Source organism: Vibrio sp. ER1A, assembly GCF_000733315.1.
Lineage (GTDB): Bacteria > Pseudomonadota > Gammaproteobacteria > Enterobacterales > Vibrionaceae > Vibrio > Vibrio mediterranei.
This window is the reverse complement of the sequence record NZ_JPJA01000088.1, coordinates 300,267-325,954: the sequence shown is the minus strand read 5'-3', so window position 1 is coordinate 325,954 and position 25,688 is coordinate 300,267. Positions and strand designations below refer to the sequence as shown.

Below are 25,688 nucleotides of genomic sequence, written 5' to 3'. Positions count from 1 at the left end.
CAAGCATCGAATATCACTGCGATGTACTCGGCCTGAGTGCATGTAGTTACATTCGATTTTTCCACGCTGAAACAAGCGTTAGATAGTTCGCCTTTATATTCGCTTTGAATGTGTCGTCATCTAATTGGTTAGCAAGCCACGCTTTCGAAGGCTCACCAAAGATAGTCCGCCCTACGGCAAACCCTTTAACAAGCTTACTGGCTTGAGCGTGTTTAAACCCTTCAGCCAACGCTTCTTTCGAGGCATCTAATCCAAGTAAGACAACGCCATAGCAATGGCTGTCATTGCTTGACACTAGATCTTCAACCGCTCTCCAGCCTTCGGGTAATAGAGGGGGCAGCTTCCACCAATCCGGTTTGATTCCTAACTGATAGAGTCGCTGTATCGTTTCAATATAATAGTTATCACCTTGAGGCATCGAGCTTGGCAGAATGACTTCAATCAGTAACTCATGCCCTGATTGGCAGCAGGCAAGATAAACATCACTTAGTAGGCGCTCTTGTTGCTTTTTGAGTTCATGAGCATCGTCGGGATGATAGAAGACTAAGCACTTCACAATGTGTTCTTTTGGCCAAGACACAAGTTGCGAACCAATATTGCCATGTTCAAGCTCCAAAGGACGAGAGCCTGGCAGCTCGATTGGTCTTCCAATCCACCAACCTTTACCTGTAGCTTCGTTGAGTGCAGCTTGTCCATAAGTACTATCACATAACAAACCGGCTCCGCCTTGTAACCCCTGCTCACTCACTGTTTCTGAGTACGCTTCTAGTATCAGCTTCTTGAGCTTGGGCAACTGACTCAATGACGCACCGACATCTTGAGCCATTTGCTCCAATTGAATTCGATGGTCAAAGGCAAGTATGCAAAGGTCGTCCCACTGTTTATCTCGAGTAGTCACTCGATGTAAGTGGTTCAATCTTGTATCTAAGTCTGGCCTTGGGACTTGCTCTGCACGAGCTAAGTAATCGTCCAATTCCTCTTTCGAAGGCATCGCCGGAGCACAACCATGACGAGAAACGACTAGTGCACCACAAGCATTCGCATAATCACACGCTCGCTGCCAACTTTCTTCGTTTAGGTAGCCTCGCAATAATCCAGACATAAAGGCGTCGCCAGCGCCAAGTACATTGAGCACATCAACTCTTACACCTGTTGCGTTAATTGCTCCATCAAGGTGGTTTGGAATTTGCGAATCGTAGACCGAGCAACCTAAAGCACCTCGTTTGCAAACCAATGTCGCATCAGTGACTTTGCGCACCCCATTAAGTGCTTGTAACGTCTCAGTTGAACCACCTGCAATATGGAACTCCTCTTCTGTCCCGACGATCAAATCGAACAGGCCGAGCACCTCTTGTAATTGCTCGGTGACCGCTCCTGACTCAATAAAGCGAGTCTCACCATCACCCAGTGAAGTTAGTCCCCAAAGCACCGGGCGATAATCGATATCCAACGCCGTCCTTACACCATGCTTTCTTGCATAACGAAGCGCAGTAAGCACGGCATCTCGGGTCTTAGGATTCGACAAATGCGTGCCCGTGATAGCGAGGCAGCGTGCTGACGCAATATAGTCTTCATCTACATCGTCAGACGTAATGGCCATATCGGCACAATTGTCACGGTAGAAGATCAGCGGGAAAGTATCTTCATCTTTGATACCCAGTATGACTAAGGCTGTCAGACGTTCTTTATCAGTAATTAAGAAACTGGTGTCTACACCAAGTCTTTCAAGCTCTTCACGAAGGAATCGGCCCATATGTTCATCGCCCACACGGGCCAGCATTGACGACTTTAACCCTTGTCTCGCTGTGCCATACGCGACATTACCAGATGAGCCACCTAGGTATTTCGAAAAGCTGCTCATGTCTTCTAGCCGTGAACCAATTTGCTGACCATAAAAATCGACGGCCACTCTGCCCATGCAAATCACATCAAACTTCTTGTCCTTCTGCCTCATTACCTCATCTCCTCCAAGATTAATGAAATGTTTATTTCATTTTATTATAAATTGGAATTATCGATAAAAACCGTGATCGGCCGCCAGTTTTTATGTCCAGTCTAATCAATAAACCTAAAAAACGATCGAAATCGAAAATTATTTTTCATTTAACCGAGATCGTTTATCAAATCACCTCGCCATACCTAGATCTATTTATAACTTTTAAAAAACACACGTTACATATTATTAATTTCGTTTAAATACAATATGTTAAAAACATAATTACCAATAAACAAGAAAATCAAGTGAGATCGAGATAACACTTTTAACAATTACGACACATTAACAGTGGTGATATTTTGAACATCACCTTATAGTTAAAAACCAACGGATAGTAGAAAATATTTTTCAACCAAGTTTACTGCCACCGTTAGTAATAAGTCAGAGTGAATACTGAATAAATGCTCTACAGATTTCATCTAATAACGAAATGAAATATTCATATTTATCGATAGATAAGTGTGATGGATACCAAGGAGGCATTTATGCCAACTAAGAAACAAGGGATTACTATGTTGCTGGACAGAATGTTAATACTCGCATCAAACACCAAGGCACTGCTTAAAGGAACACTATTAGTTCTTGGACTGATTGTTCTTACCGCTTGTGGTCAGGAAGAGAAAAAAGACGATGTAACACGCATCGGAGTAGCGATACCAAACTTCGATGACACCTTCATGGTTTATATGAAAGATGCCATGGATAAATACGCTAAGCAGTTTGATGGCAAAGTCGAACTCACATTTGTGGACGCCAAAGAAGACGCGGCCAAACAGTTAGGGCAAGTAGAGAACTTCATCGTTCAGCAAATGGACGCCATCATTTTGGTTCCAGTTAACACCGACGCCACACAACCTCTTACTGATCGAATTATCAAGGCAGGCATTCAACTTGTTTACCTGAACCGTCGTCCTGACTATCTACCCGATAGTGTGTTCTACGTTGGTTCTGAAGAACTAAAATTTGGCGAAACACAAGCTCAGTACATCACAGACTCAGTGGACGGCGGTAATGTTGCCATTCTTATGGGCATGCTGACTCATGAAGCCGCAATCATGCGCACTAAAGGTGTCGAAGATTACTTGTCTAAAAATCCAAACTTCCACGTAGTTAGAAAACAAACTGGTCTATGGCAGCGCTCCCAAGGCATGACGGTTATGGAAAACTGGCTCAATTCAGGAGACAAGCTTGATGTCATCGTCGCAAACAATGACGACATGGCTCTAGGAGCAATTCAAGCATTGCGCGCAGCAGGCAAGCTTGATGACACCTTAGTTGTTGGTGTTGACGCAACACCTGATGGTTTGGTTGCGGTAAAAGATGGAGCGCTAAGCGCTACAGTCTTCCAAGATGGCGGCGGTCAAGCGCGAGGTGCTATCGATGCTGCGGTAGATGCTGTTAAAGGCAAACAACATCAACAGGTCACCTGGATTCCGGCTGAGCTTGTGACTCAAAGCAATTTAGCAGCATTCGAAGCGAAACAAAAAGGTTAACCACCCACGCTCCGTGTTCTCCCCCTCTTTAGAATACGGAGCTTTTTTCGGAGTAGTAATAGTATGAGCCAAGTCTTACTAGAAATGCGTGGAATCACCAAAACCTTTCCTGGTGTAAAAGCGCTCGATAATGTGCAGCTCACTTTGAAACAAGGCCGAGTTATGGCGTTGATGGGTGAAAATGGTGCGGGTAAATCAACCCTAATGAAAGTGATGTTTGGTATTTACCAAAGAGACAGCGGTACCATTCGCTACAAGGGAGAAAATGTTGAGTTTCAAGGCGCCAAAGAAGCGTTAGAAGCTGGTATTTCAATGATACACCAAGAGCTATCTCCTATCCTGCATCGAAGCATCGCAGAAAATATCTGGCTGGGTAGAGAACCGCTAAAAGGGCCACTACGTCTTGTAGACCACGCTAAGATGTACAGCGATACCACAGAGTTATTGAGTAAATTGGACTTAAAACTCGATCCCAAAACTCCAATGAGTGAACTGACCGTCGCAACTATGCAAATGGTGGAGATTGCGAAAGCTATCTCCTATCAATCAGAGATCATCATTATGGATGAACCAACTTCCGCACTCACAGATAAAGAAGTTGACCATCTATTCGAAATCATCGAAATGCTGAAGTCTCGTGGTTGTGCGATTGTTTACATCAGTCACAAGATGGATGAGATATTCAGGATCTGTGACGATATTACTGTCTTTCGTGACGGCTGTTTTGTTGGCGAGCGCGAAGCGAAGCTTACTAACAATGACGAATTGGTACAGATGATGGTAGGCCGAGATTTAGGAGAAGTATTCCCTCCCCCTACTGCCAAACCTGGTAAAACTCGCTTGGAGGTGGAAAACCTCACTGTTGAAGGCGCATTTAGCGATATCAACTTCAAATTGCACGAAGGAGAAATCCTTGGTATCGCGGGTCTAGTAGGCGCAGGTAGAACTGAGTTAATTGAAACGCTTTTCGGCGTTAGACAAAAAGACGCAGGCACTATTCGAATCAATGGTGATTACGTCGAAATTAACACACCACAAGATGCTATCCGACACAAAATGGCATTCCTAACCGAAGATCGACGACATTCAGGGCTTTATCTGATGCTCGATATTTTCGCCAATACCTCTATTGCTCATTTGGACGCCTACCGAAACAAAGTCGTCAACGTGCTCGATGTGAGAAAGATGAAGCAAGACAGCCAAACCCACTGTGAAAAGCTAAAAGTAAAAACGCCGGGAATGTACGAAATGATCGACAATCTGAGCGGCGGTAATCAACAAAAAGTATTGTTGGCTCGCTGGATGCTGACTAAACCTGACATCTTATTCCTAGACGAACCCACAAGAGGAATCGACGTTGGAGCGAAGTCAGAAATCTACAAGCTAATGCGTCTGCTAACCGGCATGGGTAAAAGCTTGGTCATGATCTCATCAGAACTTCCAGAAGTCATGGGAATGAGCGACCGCATCTTAGTTATGCATGAAGGTAAACTCAAAGGTCTTATCGACGGCCCTGACGCGACGCAACAGAAAATCATGTCGATGGCACTCAATTAAACATTGAGACACCCCCAATTTAAAACACCACGAGTCTTTCAAACTAGGACTTGAGGCCAGAGTAGTAACTCAAGGAATGCAGTTATGATTGCTAAACTGATTAAAGCGACCTCACCTGAAGGTCAAGCTCAAACTAATTTCAAGCGCATGGTATCTAAATATGCGATATACGTAGTATTTGTCTTCATGTGTGTTGTAATGTCCATCCTATCGCCCGTTTTCCTATCGGTCGCTAACTTATTGAATGTAATGACTCAAATGGCAAGTATTGGTCTTCTTGCGCTTGGCGTTACTATCATCATCATTACCCGAGGCATTGACTTATCTTCTGGTTCAGTACTTGCGGTAGCGGCCGTAGTCTCAGCCAGTATGGCGCAAACCATCGACTGGTCAATGCGTATGTACCCTGCGATGCCAGAGCTACCTATCATCGTTCCTATTCTAGCGGCATTAGCTGTTGGCGCATTATGCGGTTATATCAATGGAGCACTCATTGCTTACACTGGTATTCCTCCATTCATTGCGACTCTAGGTATGATGATCGTTGCCCGTGGCGCTGCCCTGCTTTACTCAGATGGCCGCCCTGTAAGTAGCCTCATTGATTCTTATCAATGGATTGGCCAAGGCAGCATCATGGGTATTCCTGTTCCTGTTATCATTTTCGCTGTGATGGCATTCGTGTCATATGTACTACTGAACTACACCCGATTTGGTAAATACGCTTATGCCATCGGTGGTAACGAAACCGCCGCGTACGTCTCTGGCATCAATGTAAAGCGCTATAAGATCTTGGTTTATACCTACGCGGGTTTGTTAGCGGGTATATCTGCGCTGATTTTGGCGGCTCGAATCAACTCTGGTCAACCGGGTCTGGGGATCATGTACGAGCTAGATGCAATCGCAGCTGCGACTGTCGGCGGCGTATCGCATGCTGGGGGCATTGGTACGATACAAGGAACTATTATCGGTACCATGATTATGGGTGTACTTCAAAATGGTCTCGACCTTCTCAACGTTTCGGCCTACTGGCAGCAAGTAGTAAAAGGCTTAGTCATTATCTTTGCCGTTATGTTTGATATGAAGCGCCATAAGAAGAGTAAATAGTGCAACTACAGAATAACTTTGAGTAGGGTACGAGGCGGCTCTTATCTAGGATACCTTGGATGCCTCGGTATAGTCGCTCTCGGTTTGGCTCATCGCGCCTTTTTACAAGGCGCGTTTTTCTTCCTCGTCACACTCTCAATGAAACGAATATTTCAAACCACTATAAAATGAGGTATTTTGTACGTCTATCCTTTGATTTTGGCTTTCGGAGAACTCTATGATAGCGGCTGCTACATTAAGTGAACTACAAGAACAAATACGTTTAGAATATTCCGGCTTAAGTAAACGACTTCAACAAGTAGCAAAATATGTGCTTGATAACCCAAATGATATCGCACTGGAAACTGTTGCTATCAATGCGCAGAAAGCCGAAGTTCCACCTTCCACCTTAATTCGATTTGCCAGCGCCTTTGGTTTTAGTGGCTTCAATGAGATGAAACAGTTATTTCGTAACAAAATCGTTGAAGAGACCTCAAGCTATACCGATCGAGCAAGAATCCACAAGCAGCTACACACAGAACCATTAGCACCTGAAAGCCCAAAACAGATACTTCAAGAGTTTGCCAACGCTAACTCACAAGCCATGAATTTCCTGGCAAACCAAACCTCAGAACACGATCTTAGTAATGCTATCGATATTCTACAGAGCTGCGAAAACATCTATCTAATTGGCTTACGCCGCTCTTTTAGCGTGGCTTCCTACTTCACTTATGCACTACGTCATTTAAACAAACGTGCATTTCTGATTGATGGCCTCGGGGGGATGTACGAAGAACAACTGAGCATGATTGGTCCAAACGATGCCATTGTTGCCATCAGCTTTAGCCCTTATGCCAATGAAACCGTCGCCCTAAGTGAAGTGGCTTCCAAAGCAGGTGCGAAGCAGATAGTGATAACAGATAGTCAGGTAAGCCCCCTCGCTGCTTTTAGCGATGTCAGTTTCGTCATCAAAGAAGCCAAAGTGGACGCCTTTCGCTCTCAATCCGCTTCGTTATGTTTGGTTCAGAGTATTGCCGTTGCCATGGCGATTAATAATGAACACGAATAAAAACAGCGCCCTAAATTGGGCGCTGTTTTTATGACATCGTCAAGAACTAGATAAAGACCGTTCGCTTGCTATTCATTGACTCAATTGCGGCGTCTGCTAAACGCAGTGCAAACTCGCCATCAATACCGGAACAATTAGGCTTACCACCATTAAGAATGTCTACGAAGTGTTGCCACTCCGCAATGTACGCATCTTTATATCTCTCTAAGAAGAAGTGTAGTGGTTTCGCACATTCTACTCCTTGATCAGAAGTCATACTTATCAGGTTCTCACGGACGTTTTCCGCTTGAAGCATGCCTTTCTCGCCGTGCAGTTCAATACGCTGATCGTAGCCGTAACCAGACTTACGACTATTCTGAATCGTAGCGATTGCACCAGACGCAAAGTTCAATACAATCACTCCGGTATCAATGTCACCTGCCTTTCCGATCTCAGGGTCTATTTTACAACTGCCATGAGCAGTGACCGAGACTGGATCTTCACCCAAAATGAATCTCGCCATATCAAGATCATGGATAGTCATATCACGGAACATGCCACCAGATACTTTACTGTATTCTGCAGGTGGCGGCTCTGGGTCGCGAGAGGTAATCGTCAATGTCGCAGGCTCACCTACTTCACCTTCTACCACACGTTGTTTCAGGTTCGAAAAGTGAGGGTCAAAACGGCGATTAAAACCGACAAGTAAAGGCACCTTATATTGTTCAACAACACCCAAGCAATCACGAACTCGGCTTGAATCGAGATCGATCGGCTTTTCGCAGAAGATCGTTTTACCTGCTTTCGCGCCCAGTTCAATCAAATCAGCGTGAGTATCGGTAGCGGAGCAAATACATACCGCATCAACACTTGAGTCGGCCATTGCTTCTTCAATAGATTGACGTTTAGCACCATATTGGTCGCATAAAAGATTGGCATTGACATCATAAGGGTCAATCACCGAATACAAGTTAGTTTCAGGGTGATTGGCAATGTTCACAGCATGAACTTGCCCAATGCGCCCTGCTCCAAACAGCGCGATATTATACATTCTGCACTCCTTCCTTTGCTTGTCGTTTGTCCAACTCGATGGTGAGTCAAACCAGAATAAGTTGCTCATGAGCGGCATGGTTTCGGTAGGTAGCCATATGACACTCATCGCGATTACATGTAGTCCTCAGAATTAATCCATGCATGAGGACCCTCCCAACTGAACAGCCATTTGCGCTTAGGTCCGGCCATTACATTCAGGTAATAGCTGTCATAGCCTGCCATGGTAGCAACAGGGTGGTAACCTTTTGGCACCATGACCACGTCTTTGTCATACACCGCCATGCACTCATCTAACTCCCTATCATCGGTGTACACGCGCTGCATACAAAAGCCTTGAGACGGGTCTAAGCGATGATAATAAGTTTCTTCTAAATAGGTTTCTTGGCCGTCGATATCTTGGTCGTGTTTATGGCTAGGATAAGAACTCGTACAGCCCTCTTCAGTAAAGACCTCGACGACGAGCAGGCTGTCCGCGAGTTTGTTATCTGGGAGAATATTGTGTACGTACCTTTGGTTCTGTCGCTTACCTCGGTGCTCAGCATCAACATCTTGGGGGGCGATATGACGAGTCGGAAAAGTACCTTCACTGGGCGCTTCGCAAACCGCCAGCTCCAAATCCGTTTCAGCCAGAATCTGAACACTCTGCAGGGGTGCGACATACACTGAGTGCGGCCTAATACGCTGTTGGTTTTCATCTTTTTCAAATGGCGACATACGTTCACCAATATTACTAAACACCTGATTATTAACCGTCACAGTTGCTCTTCCCGACACCAAGACTAAACACTTCTCGGTAGCCGTTAGATCAAGCATTAACACTTCCCCTTTTGCGATCTCATAAACTGAAAAGCCAACGTATTGCCAATTTGCACTCTCTGGCGTAATCGATTGAACACGGGAATCAGGAGATGATTGAGAGTACTTAGAAAGCAGATAAGACATAGGGAGCGCTCCGTTGCCAGTGAGGCTTTGTGAAATATTTAATTCAATTATATTTATATGAAATATATATTTCGTGACATAGACAGCAAAGTCCACTTAATACGGAGAATATTTAACCGTTAAGTGGACATATCATTTGCTTAGAACAGAGCTTTCATACCTTTAAGCATCTTAGTAGCGACATCGTAATAATCTTGCTCCCACATTTGATCATTTAGATATTCGCCCGAATAGAAGCCTTGGTAACCCGTAGACTGGATGGCATCAACCCACTCAGACAAAGGAATATCGCCTTGCCCAATAAAGTGACCACGTAACTCTCTTTCATCTGGCCAAGCTGCTCCTTCTTCAGGGCGAGTACCATCTGAAATATGGACGTTGTAGATAAGGGAGGGATCAATGTTGGCGATTTGCTCGAGACTTGCGCCTCGGCATGCCCAAAAATGCCAGGTATCGAGAACAAAGCCAAAGTTGTCGCGCCCTACAGCATCTAACAAACGATAGTAATCGTCGAGCGAAGCAATGGGAGTCCATGCTGCACCCTCATATTGAAAGCGAATGCCATAATCTTTACCTATATCCGCAATCGAACGTATATTTTGAGCTGTCAGCTCAATATTTTGCTCTAAAGTGAGTCCGTTCAATGCTTCAAAGGCATTAAGTTGAATGGTAGGTGCACCTATTTGCTGAGCGAACTGACATAACACTTCCGCATCTTGGAACAATTGAGCTTTCGACGCTTTATCGGTCACTTCGATGGCGCCAATAATATCAATCGCTGTAGGCTCTATGTTGAAATGATCTAAACGCTGTTTAAATTGCTCTGCGGATAGGCCGGCTTTAATGTAGCGCCAGAGTTTTTCAGTGTGGATTTCTAACCCTTGATACCCAGTATCATGAGCTAAACGAATGTCAGAAATAACATTGCTGTGGAGTGAACACATTCCATGTAAAGCATAACGCATAGTGGATCTCCTTGAATTTTGGCAACAAGAAGCTAAGCCTTGATGCATTTGCTTTACAAGGCTTACTCTTTAATAGTCTGGATGTTCATTAATTGTGATTAATTTACTTCGCGGCACATTAAGCTAACCGCTAATGTCTGAGCTAGGTACATTGAACTACTCAACGAGCGGAACCCCATTACCTCGCCTTCTTGCACTTCAAAACACACTTCCATCTTACTGCCTTGAGGCGTCATCTGATTGTCGGTAATGGCGATAATAGGTACGTTCTTTTTGTATGCTTCGTCAATTAGGTCACTGGTCTCTTGCGCGTAAGGGTTGAATGTCACCGTGAACAGCACATCATTTTCGTTCATACGACGCGTCATGGGCGACAACATACCACCATGATCATCTAAGAGCACAACGTTGTTATCCGATTTCATTAACGCATACCAGAGGTAGAACGCTACAGGGTAAGCTCGGCGCATCCCTTGAATGTAGATGGTTTCAGCCCCTTCAAGCATGGCCACAGCACGTTCCAATTTCTGTGGCGACACCATAACTTGAAGTTGTTCAAGCGCCTCAATATTGGCATCACCAAAATCTTGAAAGATGGCTTGTGGAGAATCGTGTGGTACATCTTCCATCTCACGTGCTTTACGAACACGTTCTTTGTAGTCTCTAGGACGATTCAAATACTGATCTCTACACAATATCTGCATAGACGTGAAGCCATCAAAGCCCATCGCATTGGAGAATCGACTTAGTGTCGACAACGGTACATTGGCTTGTTGCGCGATGGTTGCCATGGTTTCTACGGCGACCAGCATTGGCTGTTCCATGACAAAGTCGGCTACCTGCTGCAGCCTACTGCTCAGGCCGTCATAGCGTTTCACGATAAGCTCGCGTAACGAATCTAAATCAGCGGGTACTTTTACTTCTACATCCATAGTGATAACGCTCTCCTATTCGAACGCAATAAATAGTCAACCGGTCCCCTTCCCAAATTAGGTTGGGGACTCTATTTTATGATAATAATTCAAAGTTGCGAATCGCTTCTTGCTTAACATACGGCATTGCTTTCTGCATAAAGTAGATTCGATCAAATTTCTGCGGTTCATCATTCATATAACCGCGCAAGTTGTGACCAAGGGCTTGACGCAAGCAGGTACCAATATTGAATTTTGATACGCGACTCTGTTTCAACTTAAGCATGTCTTCATCGCGAATACCGCTCGTTCCGTGAATGACTAAAGGTACAGTGACCTCATTGGCAATACGATCCAAACGCCCAAAGTCGATAGTACAGGTTGGCTCGGTCAAACGATGAATATTGCCTACTGAGATTGCTACACAGTCAACGCCACTTTCTTGGGCAAATCTAGCAGCATCCTCAGGCTCAGTATAGATAGATTTGATATGGTCGCGTCCCTCTTCGTAAGGTACTGAGCCAATCTCACCTTCTACAGAAGCACCCAGTGCGTGAGCCACTTCGACCACTTTTTTTGTGCGAGCGATGTTTTCATCCAGAGTCAGTTGAGAGCCATCAAACATAACCGAGCTGAAACCCGCTTTAAGCGCACGATAGACAATGTCTTCTTCATAAGTATGGTCCAAATGTAGGCAGACCGGTACACTGCTCTTGTGAGCGAGGTTGAGGAACATCGCCGCAGCGGTTTCCACACCGTAGAAATCGACAACGTCTTTATTACAAGCCAGAATGACAGGCTTACCAACTTCTTCCGCCGCTTCTACCACTGCTCTTGCGTCTTCGAAACCGAAAATATTAAAGCAAGGTACTGAATAATCAGAAGCCGCCGCATCAGGTAATAGATCATTAAGATTCACTAACATGCATTGTCTCCTATTTGAACTTCGCAATCATATCTTTGATACCTGGAATGGTATTCACTTGATATTCATGGTGAGGGTCAAAATGTTGAATCAGAGACTTGTCAGTCTTCCCAACAATAATGGTGAAGTAATACATCTCATAGCCCGGCGCCGCCACACTTGGGTGGTAACCTTTGTCGATAGCGATTACTGAGCCTGTTTTAACGTGATAAACCGGACCATGGTCATCTTCATGTTCATACAAGAACTGAGCACCAAAACCGAAATCAGGGTTAAAACGGAACTGATACACTTCTTCGTACAGTGTTTCTCGACTGCCATCTTCTTTCACACGATCTTCATCATGCTTATGTGGAGGGAAACCTGACCAACCACCAGCGCCAACCGTAAACAATTCGCTGACTAACAAACGACCGCGTTTGTCAGCATTTGATTGACCAAGAACATGTTTGATTTTACGGTGCGTTTTGGTGTCGTCTGAGCCGTATTGAACGATATCGACATTCTCTTCACGAACGCAGAACGGTTCTAGTGACGCTTCAAACTTACCGCCAGCAATCATGATGTCGGCATTCTCGCTGACACACTCTATTTGCGCTGTGTAACCAAGTGGTACATAAACTGCTTCTGGATTGCCGTCCCACACTGACGCACGTTTACCAATGTTGTCGAACACTTGGGTGTCTTGCCCATTAGTCACTGAAACACTACAAGTGCCACCAGCTAATACGATGACAGACTCATACCCTTCAACCTCATGGTTAAATGTGCCGCCTTGAGTCAAACAAACTTGGTTGAAATAACACAAAGGTGTGACTTCATCATTAATACCTACAATGGGCTCATTTTTATTATCGTAGGGTGGTATGTGTTTACCCATATTCTTTCTCCTCACTGCTCTTTTCTTTGAGCGCAGTTTCAATTCCCTAAACTTGTTCATTAATAAAAAAACCGGGCCACGATGGTGTGTATTTTCGCGAGTATCTGAGGTCGAAATACCGGCCCGGGAGACTAAATACTGTCTTCAATCACATCAGTCGATGCCACTAAACACCTTGGTTTCTTGTCTCAATAAAATCAAAAAGCTGCTCTTTCGTTGGCATAGCTTCGGTACAGCTATCCCCACTGACATTAATCGCAGCCGCAGCGGATCCATTTCTCACGCCTTCTTGCAGTGTGCCACCATTCACTAAGGTCCAAATCAAACCACCTGCAAAGGAGTCACCAGAGCCAAATGGCTTATTCACTTCAACTCGGAAGATACCTTGCTGGAACTTAGAGCCATCACGGCAATACACTTTCGAACCAAACTCACCAGCCTTAATCACCACAATCTGGGTGTTGTCGCGCATAAAGCGTTCTGCTGTGGCATCGTCATCCTTATTGCCCGGTGCAATCACCGTTTCCATCATGTCGAACTCGTCACGATTACCGATAACGATATCGGACAGGCTAGAGGCAATCCCGTAATAGATAGAAGCATCAGTATCGGTGCGCCATGAATAAGGACGGTAGTCCACATCCAAGACAACTAAAGTGTTACTGCGACGCGCATGTTGCATCGCGATCAACGTAGCTTCACGACTTGGGCTCTCAGAAAGTGCCGTGCCTGTCACCACCAAAACCTTTGAACTTGCGATATATTCAGGGTCGATTTGCTCTGGCTTTATCGTCAGATCAGAAGCGTTATTTCGATAGATAAGGACCGTACAGTCACTTGGTTTCATCTCAGTGAAAGCGACCGAAGTGCGAGAGCCAGAGTTGTCAGTCATCATACCGTCTAGGTTGATCCCCTGTCCTGACATGTAACCTTTTACATAGCCACCAAACGCATCATCAGCAACACAACCAATGAAACCCACTTTGCCACCTAGTTTGCTCACAGCGACCGCAATATTGGCCGCTGAACCACCAACAAACTTGTTGAAGCCCGACAAATCCGCCATATCGGTTTTTGATTCGCGGGCGTATAGATCCACACCCGCGCGTCCTAAAACGATGGCATCCAACGGTCTGTCATGTTGAAATGCAATTTTCGTCATCGTCGTTCCTATTATTTGTAGCTAACCCAAGCCGCGCCTTGGTCTGCAGACTCAACGCACTTCTCACACAAACGAACCCCTTCGATGCCCGCATCAATACCAGGGAACCAAATACCCGCAAGGGCTTCTTGGTCATCACGGTCAGCTGCATCAAATGCCATAGCGAAACGGTGATATAGGTTAGCCCAAGACTCAAAGTAACCTTCAGCATGACCACCACCAACACGGTTAGAGGCAACACCTTCTGCGTCTTGATACAAGTACCCCATGCCACGCTCTAGTACGCGAGGTGCTTCACCTTGTACTTCGTAACGAAGTTGGTTTGGATACTCATCCCACCATTCGATCGATGCTTTAGAGCCGACAATACGGATCTTCTGTTGATGCATTGAACCAGAGTTCACAGCCGATGCCCAAAGCGTACCAACTGCGCCGCCTTTGAACTTGATCATCACATGTGCGTTATCTTCAAGTGGCGCACGAGATTCGATAAAGCTTTGGCGCATACATGCCAAGCTATCAACTTCTAGTCCGGTCATTACCTCGTTGAGATAAAACGCATGGGTACCAATGTCACCTAACACATAAGTTGGACCTGATACTTCATGGCTCACACGCCATTTCAAACCTGGGTCATTTTTCTCGTATTCTTCATTATGAAAGCCGTGAGCGAACTGCATATTGATGACACGAACCTCACCAAGGTCACCACGTTGCACCATTTCACGCGCCTGTTGGACCATAGGGAAACCTGTATAGCCATACATCACACCGATAACACGATTGTTTTGCGCCGCGATAGTTTTTAGCTCTTCCGCCTCTTCAGTCGTAAAGGTGATTGGCTTTTCGCATACCACATGAAGCTTGGCTTCTAGTGCCGCTTTACAGATTTCGTAGTGAGTAGAGTTTGGCGTAGCAATAGAGACAGCTTGAATGCCATCTTCACGCTGTGCTTCTTGAGCAAACAACTCTTTATAGCTTGAGTAACAACGCTCTGGATCTAGGCCAAGATTGACGCCAAAATCGCGGCAACGATCAGCATCTAGGTCAAACGCACCCGCAACCAACTTAAACAATCCATCACGCTGTGCTGCATTGCGGTGAGAGTAACCAATTTGGCTACCACGACCACCACCTACCATTGCCCAACGAATTGGCTGTTCAAAATGACGCTCTTCATTAAACATGCTTGACTCCTTGTGTGGCTCCTAGTGTCTAGGAGCCGAGATTAAGTGTTAGAAAATTAAATAGAAATCTGAACTAGACACCGCGGCGCTGTGTGGCGCGGCCTTCTTCCCAACTCACCACTTTCTCTGCGACGTGGTCGTTGCGTGTTACCTCTGGTAGACCGACTTCCCACCAGCAATCGCACTTAGACCATGCTGCTGGCGATACTGGGTCAATATCAACCACGATAACGTAAGTACGGTCGGCTTCTTTAGCGCGTTGGAATGCTGCATCGAACTCATCTACCGACGTCAGCTTCTCACTGATCGCCCCTTGCGCTTCAGCGTGTTTAGCGAAGTCGACACGAGCCACTTCACCATCAGGACGACGACAGTCTTCAAGTAGGTTGTTAAAAGAGTCGTTACCCGTGTTGTTCTGAAGCTTGTTGATAACAGCAAAGCCACCGTTATCGCACACTACGACTATCATCTTGTGACCAGTAAGGACGGATGAGTAAATGTCTGAGTTTTGAATCAAGTATGAGCCGTCACCGACAAGCACAACCACATCGTTTTCTGGGTTCGCCACTTTAGCGCCCCAACCGCCGGCAATTTCATAGCCCATGCATGAGAATCCAAACTCGATATCAAACTTACCGATTTGGTAGTTTTGCCAGTTCATCGCTAGTTCAGCAGGCAGGCCACCTGCGGCTGTCAGCACGGTATCACCCGGCTGCATGGATTTGTTCAGCTTACCAATCACTTCTGCGTATGAAGACAGTCCAGGTAACAGGTCGCCCTCTTGAGGGTTGGTACGACGATGAACGACCGCTTTCCACTCATCGGCCTGCTCTTTCGCAGTTTGAGCCCAGGCATTATCACCCTGCCAATCACCAAGTAACTTCGATAACTCAACCAAGCCACGTTTGGCATCACATTTGACTGGCAGCGCGCGGTGTTTTATCGCATCAAAACGGCCAACGTTAATAGTGATAAGCTTCATGTCTGGGTTCTTGAACACACTCCACGAACCGGTAGTAAAGTCTTGCAAACGAGTACCAATTGCGACGACTACATCCGCATGAGCCGCCATGTAGTTGGCCGAATCAGAGCCTGTCACACCAATAGGCCCTGCATTGAGCGGGTTGTCTTGCAACATCGTGGCACGACCCGCGATAGTCTCTACAACCGGAATATTGTGCTGTTTTGCGAATGCCGCGAGCTCATCAGTTGCAAGTGAGTAATGCACGCCACCACCAGATACGATCAGTGGTTTTTCCGCTTTCATCAGTACCTCTTTTGCGTCCTCAAGGTCAGCAATTTCTGGCTCTGGTCGACGAATACGGTGAACTTTTTCTTCGAAGAACACTTCAGGGAAATCGTAAGCAACGCCTTGAATATCTTGAGGAAGGCCGATAAATGCAGGTCCACAGGTCTCTGGATCAAGCATGGTGTCAATCGCTTGAGGCAATGAGTGCATCAGCTGTGAAGGCGAGATAATACGATCCCAGTAACGAGTTAGTGGTTTGAAAGCATCGTTACAAGTAATAGATGGGTCGTAGAAATTCTCCGGCTGTTGTAATACTGGGTCAGGTAAACGGCTTACGTATGCGTCCCCTGAAATCAATAGCACAGGAAGTCGGTTAGTGTGAGCAATACCCGCTGCGGTCACCATATTGGTTGCACCCGGACCAATTGAACTTGTCGCGATACCAATACGTCTGCGCTGGTTTGCTTTTGCATAAGCAATCGCCGCCGTCGCCATCGATTGTTCATTTTGACCACGCCAAGTCGGAATTTTGTCTTCAATGTTCTTAAGTTGCTGTCCAAAGCACGTCACGTTGCCGTGACCGAATATGGCAAAAGCGGTGCCGAAAAGTTGCTCTTTTTTTCCATCTATTTCGATCATTTGAGCAGCTAAGTATTGTGCAAGCGCTTCTGCGACAGTTAGGCGTACAGTTTTCATTCTATTCCTCGGTAGTCTCAACTTTGTCCATTCCATGAGTAAGCTACGTTTTGCATCCCTAACCCCGTAGCTTTGTGATGGGGAGCATGGCTCCCCATCATCCAGAGCTCAATTACAAGCCGTATTTCTTCGCGTAACCTGTGATGTTCTCGTAAGCAGTTTTTGCGTAAGTTAGTGGGTGAGCTTTTGCTGGGTCTTGTTCAGCTTCAACCAATAACCAACCTTGATAGTTACGAGCTTTAAGCGCAGCAAACACGTCGTCATAGTCCACATCGCCCGTACCAGGGACAGTGAATACACCGTCAAGAACAGCATTTAAGAAGGATTTATCAGCTTCGCGAGCCGCTTTCATGACATCAAGACGAAGGTCTTTGAAATGCATGTGACCGATGCGATGACCCCAACGCTCAATCATAGTCACTGGGTTACCGCCACCGTATGTGATGTGGCCAGTGTCCAATGTTAGGAATACAGACTCACCCGTGAATTCCATCATAAGGTTGATGTCATCTTCTGTTTCACAGATAGTGCCAACATGATGGTGGAAAGAGAGCTTAATATCGTGTTCGTTTAGCAGATAGTCAGCGACTTTGGTCAACTTCTCGCAGTACATTTTCCACTCATCCATTGATAAGATGACGCGCTGTGAAAGTGGTGTGTTGATGTCGCCATGGACAGTGTTGCTCACTTCACCATATACCATTGCTTTACAGCCTGCTGCCTTAAGAAGCTTGATGTGGTCTTGCATCGCTGCAATCTCTTCATCAGCCGTCATCGTCATTAGGTTGCCGCTATACCAACCTGACGCGAGTACAAGGCCATGTTCTTTAAGTAGTGGTACTAATACTTCTGGCTCACGTGGATACTTGGTGCCTAGCTCTGTGCCTGTGAATCCAGCTTCAGCCATTTCACTTAAACACGTTTCCAAAGGGATCTCGCCACCAAGCTCTGGCATATCATCGTTGGTCCAAGTCAGTGGGCTAATTCCATATTGCACGTTGCTCATTTTTATTCTCCGACAATGTTTTAAAGATTTTCCAAGTGATTCAAAGCGCTCATGTTGATCAATTCATCGCATTAGCAAACTTTGAACATCTCCTGTTGTTTCACTGAGGACTACTTTAGCCAAAAAAAACACCAATGAAAAATATTTTTCATATCATCCAGTGAGATTTTCAAAACAAGATGAAATTGGAAAAAACCTATATAGCACGCGGCTTACCACTGTTTTTGATCTAGATCTCACTTTTGTTAAACATATATTTTTCAGACACTTATAACATTTGTAGGGTTTGAAAAAGATTTTTCATAGTTTGATGAAGATAACATTTTTGGACAAAATGACAGTTTAGCGGTAGTCGAAACAGAAAAGAGTCAATATGATTAAAACACCAGCAAAATGAAAAATAATTTTCAAACTACACAACTATAACATCTGCTGGACTTATAGAATGCCAATACTCGTACCCTACAAACCGAAGTATTGGGCGTTACCCAACTGGAACTGGTTCGATGGTAAAGGGACAGCTTTGGGGAATCTCAATAAGGAAAATAAAATGGAAGCAACATCCAAGGCAGAAGCACGAAAACACAATATTGCCTATATTGTTCGAATCTGCTGTATTGCAGCACTAGGCGGGATACTACTAGGATATGATACCGCGGTAATTTCAGGCGCCATTGGCCCTATTAGAGAACACTTTGGTTTAACCCCAGCACAAACTGGCTGGGCCGTATCCAGTGTTGTACTAGGCAGTATTATCGGCGCAGTCAGTGCCGGTTGGGCTGCTCTTAAATATGGCCGTCGCAACACCCTATTCATCGCAGCCGTGCTCTTTATGATATCGGCCATTGGTTCAGCGTTAGCCGCCACATTTAGCTTCTATGTCATCTTAAGAATTGTCGGTGGTGTTGCCGTTGGTCTGGCATGTGTTGTTTCCCCAATGTATATGTCTGAAGTCGCTCCTAAAGACTTTCGAGGGCGCGCCGTCAGTATGTTCCAACAGTCTGCCGTTATTGGTCAAACAGGTGTTTTCTACGTCAATTATCTTATCGCTAAAGGTATGTCAGAAGCTTGGTTAGTGGATCTAGGCTGGCGTTGGATGCTGGGCTCCGAAGTGATTCCGGCGGCACTGTTTGCAGTGTTACTGTTTATTATTCCAGAGTCCCCTCGTTGGTTGGTACTCAAAGGAAGAATCGATGAAGCGAAAACCACTCTGTCTAAAATCTCTAACCCAAAACATGCAGAACAACTAATTCTGGAAATCCAAGACTCCCTTAAAGACAGTTTAAGCACTGCTAAGAACAAAGTGAGTTTACGCTCTCCTCTCTTATTCGCTATTCTTGTCATCGGTACCTTTGTTGCTGCGGCGCAACAGTTAACGGGTATCAACGTCATCATGTATTACACCCCTGAGATCCTGAAACCGATTACGGGCTCTACAGAAAACGCTCTATTCCAAACTACCTTCGTTGGCGTGGTATTCATTCTAGGTAATGCGCTTGGCATGTATCTTATCGACAAGGTCGGACGTCTACCGCTAATGAAATACGGTACCTTCGGCTGTGCACTTGGTATGTTTGTTGTGGGCTATGTTTTGTATCAACAAACGGAAGGTTATGCCGCCTTGTTCGCGCTATGTCTATACGTTGTTTCCTATGCCACTTCATGGGGCTGCGCATGTTGGACCATGATTTCTGAGATTTTCCCGAACAGCATCCGCTCTAGAGCGATGGCGATCGCCGTTGGTGCTCAATGGTTTACTGGCTTTATCGTCACTCAATCTTTCCCTATGCTCAACGAAAATGCCTATCTAAAAGAGAACTTTAATGGTGCATTTGCGTTCTGGTTATTTGCGATTCTTTCTATCATCTGTATGTACGTTGTTGTTAAGTATGTGCCTGAAACCAAAGGCGTCAGTCTGGAAAAAATGGAAGAAGCCATGGCGAAAAAATTGGGCAAAAAAGTGCCACAGTCCACATCTGAAGCACGTGCTTAATCAATAAGACTCCACAACAAAACGGGAACAGGCTAACTTAAGGTCTGTTCCTTTTTTTTGTTTTTAACCTGGCCAACACAATGAGGCGTTTATGCTCGATAAAATGGCGTTTTTTGTTTACGTGATTCGCTCTGGTTCCATTTCTTCTGCGGCACGACGATTTAATATTTCCGTTTCGGCTGGCAGCCGCTGGTTACAGGAACTTGAAAACCACTTTGGAACCACTTTGTGTCGTCGTTCAAATCGACTTTTGGAAGCCACTCAGGCCGGTCAAACTCTATTTGAAGAATTCTCCCCCCTAGTCGATAGCGCAGAACGCATCAGCAGAAAGCTAGAAGATTACCAGTCACAAGAAAAAGGCCATATCGACATCGTCTGCACGCCTGTCTATGCCAATCATTATTTGATGGATATGATTGCCCAATACTCTAAGGCTCACCCAGACGTGACATTTAATATCAACGTCACACCTTGGGCGTTAGACCATGCAAGTACCTCTGACTTAATGATCAGCGCCAATGCCAGCTTCCAAGGTTATCGTGAAAAAGATTTACTGCTGGTGAAGCGAGAATTGATGCAATGTCCGTTTATTGTCGTCGCCTCTCCACAATATCTTGAATCGCACAACCTACCTTCTCACCCTAGTGACTTGGCTCAACACCCTTGTTTGATCGCCACCACGCTCACCGGAAGTAACGATTGGATCTTTCGTCAGCAAGCAGAAAATATCATTTTAAAGGTACCGAAAACCGTTGAGGTTAATGACAGTGATTTGTTGCTAAGAGGGGCTTTGAATGGAATCGGAATTGCTTACCTGCCCGAGTTTGTCGCGAGAAGGTACATTGATAATGGTGAGCTAATCGCACTATTGCCCGACTATCAAACCAGTATTTGGAGTTTAAATCTGTATTATCATTCGCCGCAGACCGCCTCTCCCACGGCGACAAAATTTAAGGATTTTTTGCTTGTCAGCAAAGAAGAACGGCATAGCTGACTTATACCATCACGAAGCTTTGTATCGCGTCGTAACATAGCTTCGCACCAGATAAAAATAAGAACGCGTAGCAAAGCTGATAGATTCGCTCCTGACTAACTTTATGAAGTAGCATTACACCAAGTTTCACTCCCACGGGAGCGAACGGAATAAGTAACAATGCAGTGAATAAATTGGTTTCATCAAACTCCCCCAGCGCCACATATGGGACTACTTTTACCACATTGATAATGGCAAACAGCACCGCCATAGTTGCGATAAGTGTGACTTTCTCTAAGCGCAGTGGCAGCAAGTAAATACTTGCTGGGCCACCGCCTGCATGAATAGCCGTACTGGAAAACCCGCCCAATGCACTCCAAAACCACGCGCTCAATTTGCCTGGAGCCGATGACGACTGTTTACCGCCAAACCAGTGCTGAAAACAAAAAGCCAAAGACAGCAAACCTATGGTGAGTTTTAGGCCAGTTTCAGGTGTCACACTTAAGAATAACCCCGCGAGCACCACACCTAGAATCGACCCAGGAAGCATTTGCTTTAAGATCTGATAATCAGCGTTCTTGTAATGATGACGAACGGCGAACGCATCCATAACAATAAGAATGGGCAGTAAAATAGCCGCTGCCTGAGTAGGAGAGATGATGAGTGCCATTAACGGAACCGCGATGATCCCCAATGCCCCTCCTAGCCCACCTTTACCTATGCCATAAATCAACACAGCAGGTATTGCCATTATGTAAAACCAAGGATCGCTGACTATCGGCATGGTTAGACTCCTAACGAAGCGAGGTAGTTGCGACTGCGCTGAAGGTCAACTTTTACCTGTTGCGACTGTTTAACGTTGTGCTCGTGTTCCACAACTAACCACCCTTGATAGTCAATTGATTTTAAACTCGCAATGACTTGATTGAGTTTGATATCGCCGTCTCCAAGTGGAGTAACCAGCCCATCAGAATAGGCATCAAACCAAAGCTGCTTATCTCTTATTGCTACACGCAACTTGTCGATAGATACATCTTTCAAATGAACATGCTCGATTCTATCCGCATACTGTCTTATCAGGCTCAAAGGGTCCATTCCATCTAAGAACGTATGACCAATATCAAGACATAATCCAAGTTCGGAATCGGAAAATTGATGCAATACAAACTCTATCTCATCTTTAAACCCGATATACCCACCTACACCGGGATGCAGTAAACAACGCAATCCATGCTTCTGAGCTAGGCTAATGATTTGTCTCATGTTGTTGATGAGGTGATGTTTCTGTTCTGAGGTTAATCTAGGTGCTGTCGCACTTTGACCAAGACTGCCAAAGCGCTCAGGATGATTGCCTTCCATAAGCAGTAGCGTACCCACTCCTAACGCCTTTAAACGAGCGCACGTTTTCTCAGTTTGGTTGAGAATTGCTGGCATTTTTTCGCTGTCACTAAAGGGTTGCTGCAGCTTACCAGCACATATTTCTAGTCCTCGCGTTCGGCACGCACTTTTGATCAGCATTGCCTCCTCTGGAAAGTAGCCGTCTGGCCCCAGTTCAATACCACGATATCCGCAGTCACTTGCCTCCATTAGCACTTTACCCCAACTTGGGTTTAGCCCATTGTCTGGCTCTTCGATACCCCAACAGCAAGGGGCGCAAGCTATTCGATTATGCATAACGTTTTCTCCAATTATCCTGATGCCAAGATAAAAGTGTTAATAATGAAAAGACGTGATCAACCACCAATTTGGTATTTGCATTTATGCAAAGCCGCTTTGAATTCTTGTCTATAACACTTTGCCGCCTCTCCCTTTTAGACTGAAACAAAGCGCTCAATCAGACGCATTATTTAAGGTATTGGGAGACAGAGATGGAACGAATTTTTATTGTCGCAGCAAAACGCACCCCTATAGGGAGCTTCAATGGTTCACTTAGCTCATTATCCGCAGTTGAGCTTGGTGCACACGCGATTCAAGCCACAATCGAGCAGGCTGATATTACGCCAGACCTGATCGACGAAGTGATCGTAGGTAATGTGTTAACCGGAGGATCTGGTATGGGTCCTGCCCGCCAAGCGGCGATTAAAGCCGGGATCCCAGATTCCGTTCCTGCTTACACCCTTAACATGATCTGTGGCAGTGGAATGAAAGTCGTAATGGATGGCGCAAGCCACATTAGAGCAGGCGATGCCGACATCGTCATGGCTTGTGGAATGGAAAGTATGTCCAACGCGCCATTTATCGCCAATGGTCAAATCCGACGCGGATATAAAATGGGCCATCAAAACCTTGAAGACAGCATCATTAAGGATGGGCTGACTGATGCGTTCCACCAATACCATATGGGTATCACGGCAGAAAATATCGCCAAGAAATTTGAATTAACACGTGAAGAGCAAGATGCTTTTGCACTGGCGAGTCAAAAGAAAGCGGTCCACGCCTTAGAAAGCGGTGATTTCACCAACGAAGTTGCCCCACTCACTATTGTAAGCCGCCGCCGTCAAACTGAAGTAAAAAGTGACGAATACCCAAAACCAGATTGCACCTACGAAGCCTTACAAAAACTTAGGCCTGCATTTACCGCAGAAGGCACGGTTACCGCAGGTAATGCATCTGGCATCAATGACGGTGGTTCAGCCATTCTACTGGCCTCTGAATCCGCAGTACAACGTCATGGTTTAACACCACTTGCAGAGCTTATTGAATACGGACAAGGGGCTATCGCGCCCGAGGTTATGGGACTTGGTCCAGTTCCCGCGATTGCCAACGCACTTAATAAAGCCAATTTGTCGATTACTGATATTGATGTGTTCGAGCTTAACGAAGCCTTCGCGGCCCAAGCTCTTGGCGTTGCTCATTCATTAGCGGAGCAACACAGCATTGATGTGCCATGGCTATTAGAGCGAACCAATTTAAGTGGTGGAGCGATCGCACTCGGCCACCCTATCGGAGCATCAGGTAACCGAATTCTTACCACTCTTGTCTATCAATTGCATCGAACTCAGAGCGATTTGGGTTTGGCTTCATTGTGCATCGGTGGCGGCATGGGCACAGCCGTCATTATCAAACGTTGTTAAAGAGGAAACGACCATGAAAAAAGCAGCATCACCTCAACAACTCAAAGACATTCTTCATGATGGCATGACCATCATGGTTGGCGGTTTTATGGCAACCGGTGCGCCAGAAAAACTTATCGACCTACTAATCGAATTCGACATCAAAGACATCACCCTTATTACTACCGATACGGCATCACCCGGTAGAGGTACGAGTCGACTGATTGCTGAAAAGCGAGTCAAAAAGCTTTATGCATCACACATCGGTCTTAACCCAGAAACAGGGGCACAAATGAACGAGGGAATCTTGGATGTCGAACTCGTCCCTCAAGGCACTCTTGCCGAACGAATTCGCAGCGGAGGAGCCGGGCTCGGTGGTGTTTTGACGCCTACTGGCCTGGGCACTATTGTCGCCGAAGGCAAACAAGTGATTAATGTTCAAGGAAAAGACTACTTGCTAGAAACCCCTTTGAGGGCAGACATCGCTCTTATCCGCGGCTCCATCGTCGACCGTCGTGGCAATGTGTTTTACAGCAAAACCACGCAAAACTTTAACCCCTTGATGGCAACCGCTGCTGACACAGTAATTGTTGAAGCGGAGTCTCTGGTAGACATAGGCGACATTCAACCAGAAGCCGTGCACACCCCTAGCCTATATGTGGACTATATCTTAACGGAGGACGCGTAATGAGCACTCAACTAGACAAACATACTATTCGTCGTCGCATCGCATGGCGTGTCGCTCAAGAAATGCGTGACGGAGATATCGTCAATCTAGGCATTGGTCTACCTACTCTAGTGGCTAACGAAGTCGACAAAGATGTCGAAATCCTTCTTCAAGCAGAGAATGGACTGCTTGGTATTGATAATTTAGCTGAAGAGCATGAAATAGATGCTGATTTGGTTAACGCAGGCGCACAACCAATTACCGCAATCCAAGGGAGTTGTTACTTCAATAGTGCAGATTCGTTCGCCATTATTCGCGGCGGCCATGTCGATTCCACCGTGTTGGGCGCATTGCAAGTGGATGAAAAAGGTAATCTCGCGAACTGGATTATTCCAGGAAAGATGGTGCCCGGCATGGGTGGCGCGATGGATCTCGTGGTTGGAGCAAAGAAGGTGATCGTTGCGATGGAGCACACTGTCAAAGGCAAAGCGAAGCTATTACGCGACTGTACTTTGCCACTCACGGCTGTAAATCAAGTGGATTTGATTGTCACGGAAATGGGCGTCATAGAACTGACTGAACAAGGGATGCTGCTCACTGAATTAGCTCCGGAGTTTTCTGTTGAAGACGTTCAGCAAGCAACAGAAGCTGAACTTCGTATTTCCTCTGCATTAAAACCAATGCCCATCCCTACCTAATTCTGGTCTTAGAACTCTGAACATAAACCAGACGCCTAGTTGAGTTTAACCACTCACCTAGGCGTTATTTTTACCCTCAACACAAAACACTGGATATTCATACAGCACAGGTCTATACTGGTTGTACATACAGTAACTACATAATTAAAAA

Annotated in this window: 22 protein-coding genes; 9 read left to right on the top strand and 13 right to left on the bottom strand. The window is 45.6% G+C overall.

Translation table 11 applies throughout. The features are described from left to right. Positions 1 to 46: 46 nt before the first annotated feature. Positions 47 to 1,954 carry a bifunctional 5-dehydro-2-deoxygluconokinase/5-dehydro-2-deoxyphosphogluconate aldolase gene (locus HW45_RS17105; RefSeq protein WP_038228436.1) on the bottom strand — a complete coding sequence of 636 codons (1,908 nt, stop codon included), beginning with the start codon at positions 1,952 to 1,954 and terminating at the stop codon, positions 47 to 49. A gap of 527 nt (positions 1,955 to 2,481) precedes the next feature. Here HW45_RS17105 and HW45_RS17100 point away from each other — a divergent pair. From HW45_RS17100 to HW45_RS17085, 4 genes are all read left to right on the top strand, one after another. Continuing rightward, positions 2,482 to 3,489 carry a sugar ABC transporter substrate-binding protein gene (locus tag HW45_RS17100; protein WP_038228434.1) on the top strand — a complete coding sequence of 336 codons (1,008 nt, stop codon included), beginning with the start codon at positions 2,482 to 2,484 and terminating at the stop codon, positions 3,487 to 3,489. Positions 3,490 to 3,552: 63 nt separating this feature from the next. Then, the gene (locus HW45_RS17095; RefSeq protein WP_006070656.1) at positions 3,553 to 5,046 is read left to right on the top strand and encodes a sugar ABC transporter ATP-binding protein; all 1,494 of its coding nucleotides are present in this window, start codon (positions 3,553 to 3,555) and stop codon (positions 5,044 to 5,046) included. Positions 5,047 to 5,130: 84 nt separating this feature from the next. Next, positions 5,131 to 6,150, top strand: a complete 1,020-nt coding sequence (locus HW45_RS17090; protein WP_038228432.1) for an ABC transporter permease — start codon at positions 5,131 to 5,133, stop codon at positions 6,148 to 6,150. A 217-nt stretch (positions 6,151 to 6,367) separates the two neighbouring features. Continuing rightward, a complete protein-coding gene (locus HW45_RS17085; protein ID WP_038228430.1) occupies positions 6,368 to 7,198 on the top strand; it encodes a MurR/RpiR family transcriptional regulator in 831 nt (276 codons plus the stop codon). Positions 7,199 to 7,244: 46 nt separating this feature from the next. Here HW45_RS17085 and iolG read toward each other — a convergent pair whose 3' ends face one another. The 10 genes from iolG to iolE all read right to left on the bottom strand — a co-directional run bounded on the left by iolG (position 7,245) and on the right by iolE (position 18,153). After that, positions 7,245 to 8,228, bottom strand: coding sequence for an inositol 2-dehydrogenase (iolG, locus tag HW45_RS17080; RefSeq protein WP_038228428.1), 984 nt, complete (start codon positions 8,226 to 8,228; stop codon positions 7,245 to 7,247). A gap of 113 nt (positions 8,229 to 8,341) precedes the next feature. Continuing rightward, positions 8,342 to 9,172, bottom strand: a complete 831-nt coding sequence (iolB, locus tag HW45_RS17075; protein ID WP_038228426.1) for a 5-deoxy-glucuronate isomerase — start codon at positions 9,170 to 9,172, stop codon at positions 8,342 to 8,344. 140 nt (positions 9,173 to 9,312) lie between these two features. Continuing rightward, positions 9,313 to 10,137 (bottom strand): sugar phosphate isomerase/epimerase family protein, encoded by an 825-nt coding sequence (locus tag HW45_RS17070; protein ID WP_006070651.1) that lies wholly within the window; start codon positions 10,135 to 10,137, stop codon positions 9,313 to 9,315. A gap of 98 nt (positions 10,138 to 10,235) precedes the next feature. After that, on the bottom strand, positions 10,236 to 11,069 hold the full coding sequence (locus tag HW45_RS17065; RefSeq protein ID WP_038228425.1) for a MurR/RpiR family transcriptional regulator: 834 nt from the start codon (positions 11,067 to 11,069) through the stop codon (positions 10,236 to 10,238). Positions 11,070 to 11,145: 76 nt separating this feature from the next. Then, positions 11,146 to 11,973, bottom strand: coding sequence for a class II fructose-bisphosphate aldolase (locus HW45_RS17060; protein WP_006070649.1), 828 nt, complete (start codon positions 11,971 to 11,973; stop codon positions 11,146 to 11,148). Positions 11,974 to 11,983: 10 nt separating this feature from the next. Continuing rightward, positions 11,984 to 12,853 (bottom strand): 5-deoxy-glucuronate isomerase, encoded by an 870-nt coding sequence (locus HW45_RS17055; RefSeq protein ID WP_006070648.1) that lies wholly within the window; start codon positions 12,851 to 12,853, stop codon positions 11,984 to 11,986. Between the two features lie 166 nt (positions 12,854 to 13,019). Further along, complete coding sequence (gene iolC / locus HW45_RS17050; RefSeq protein WP_038228424.1) at positions 13,020 to 14,015, bottom strand: 5-dehydro-2-deoxygluconokinase; 996 nt, start codon at positions 14,013 to 14,015, stop codon at positions 13,020 to 13,022. Between the two features lie 11 nt (positions 14,016 to 14,026). Beyond that, positions 14,027 to 15,202 (bottom strand): Gfo/Idh/MocA family protein, encoded by a 1,176-nt coding sequence (locus HW45_RS17045; RefSeq protein ID WP_038228423.1) that lies wholly within the window; start codon positions 15,200 to 15,202, stop codon positions 14,027 to 14,029. 73 nt (positions 15,203 to 15,275) lie between these two features. Then, on the bottom strand, positions 15,276 to 17,147 hold the full coding sequence (gene iolD / locus HW45_RS17040) for a 3D-(3,5/4)-trihydroxycyclohexane-1,2-dione acylhydrolase (decyclizing) (RefSeq protein ID WP_038228422.1): 1,872 nt from the start codon (positions 17,145 to 17,147) through the stop codon (positions 15,276 to 15,278). 112 nt (positions 17,148 to 17,259) lie between these two features. Then, entirely contained in the window at positions 17,260 to 18,153 is an 894-nt protein-coding gene (iolE, locus tag HW45_RS17035) for a myo-inosose-2 dehydratase (protein WP_006070644.1), read from the bottom strand. Positions 18,154 to 18,703: 550 nt separating this feature from the next. Here iolE and HW45_RS17030 point away from each other — a divergent pair. Together HW45_RS17030 and HW45_RS17025 are read left to right on the top strand one after the other, a co-directional pair. Beyond that, positions 18,704 to 20,146: a sugar porter family MFS transporter gene (locus HW45_RS17030; RefSeq protein ID WP_006070643.1), complete on the top strand. Its 1,443-nt coding sequence runs from the start codon at positions 18,704 to 18,706 to the stop codon at positions 20,144 to 20,146. Between the two features lie 91 nt (positions 20,147 to 20,237). Continuing rightward, positions 20,238 to 21,140: a LysR family transcriptional regulator gene (locus HW45_RS17025; RefSeq protein WP_038228421.1), complete on the top strand. Its 903-nt coding sequence runs from the start codon at positions 20,238 to 20,240 to the stop codon at positions 21,138 to 21,140. 1 nt (position 21,141) lies between these two features. Here the strand turns inward: HW45_RS17025 and HW45_RS17020 are convergent, their stop codons facing one another. Next, on the bottom strand, positions 21,142 to 21,903 hold the full coding sequence (locus HW45_RS17020; RefSeq protein ID WP_081875843.1) for a sulfite exporter TauE/SafE family protein: 762 nt from the start codon (positions 21,901 to 21,903) through the stop codon (positions 21,142 to 21,144). A 2-nt stretch (positions 21,904 to 21,905) separates the two neighbouring features. After that, positions 21,906 to 22,793, bottom strand: a complete 888-nt coding sequence (locus HW45_RS17015) for a sugar phosphate isomerase/epimerase family protein (protein WP_038228420.1) — start codon at positions 22,791 to 22,793, stop codon at positions 21,906 to 21,908. Positions 22,794 to 22,987: 194 nt separating this feature from the next. On the opposite strand from HW45_RS17015, the gene HW45_RS17010 reads away from it, so the two are divergent. Genes HW45_RS17010 through HW45_RS17000 form a run of 3 tightly spaced genes read left to right on the top strand, consistent with a single transcriptional unit; the run spans position 22,988 to position 25,537 of the window. Then, positions 22,988 to 24,193 (top strand): acetyl-CoA C-acetyltransferase, encoded by a 1,206-nt coding sequence (locus HW45_RS17010; protein ID WP_038228419.1) that lies wholly within the window; start codon positions 22,988 to 22,990, stop codon positions 24,191 to 24,193. Positions 24,194 to 24,206: 13 nt separating this feature from the next. Further along, positions 24,207 to 24,860 carry a CoA transferase subunit A gene (locus HW45_RS17005; protein WP_038228418.1) on the top strand — a complete coding sequence of 218 codons (654 nt, stop codon included), beginning with the start codon at positions 24,207 to 24,209 and terminating at the stop codon, positions 24,858 to 24,860. Beyond that, entirely contained in the window at positions 24,860 to 25,537 is a 678-nt protein-coding gene (locus HW45_RS17000; RefSeq protein ID WP_038228417.1) for a 3-oxoacid CoA-transferase subunit B, read from the top strand. The genes HW45_RS17005 and HW45_RS17000 overlap by 1 nt, the downstream gene beginning before the upstream one ends. Positions 25,538 to 25,688: the final 151 nt, after the last annotated feature.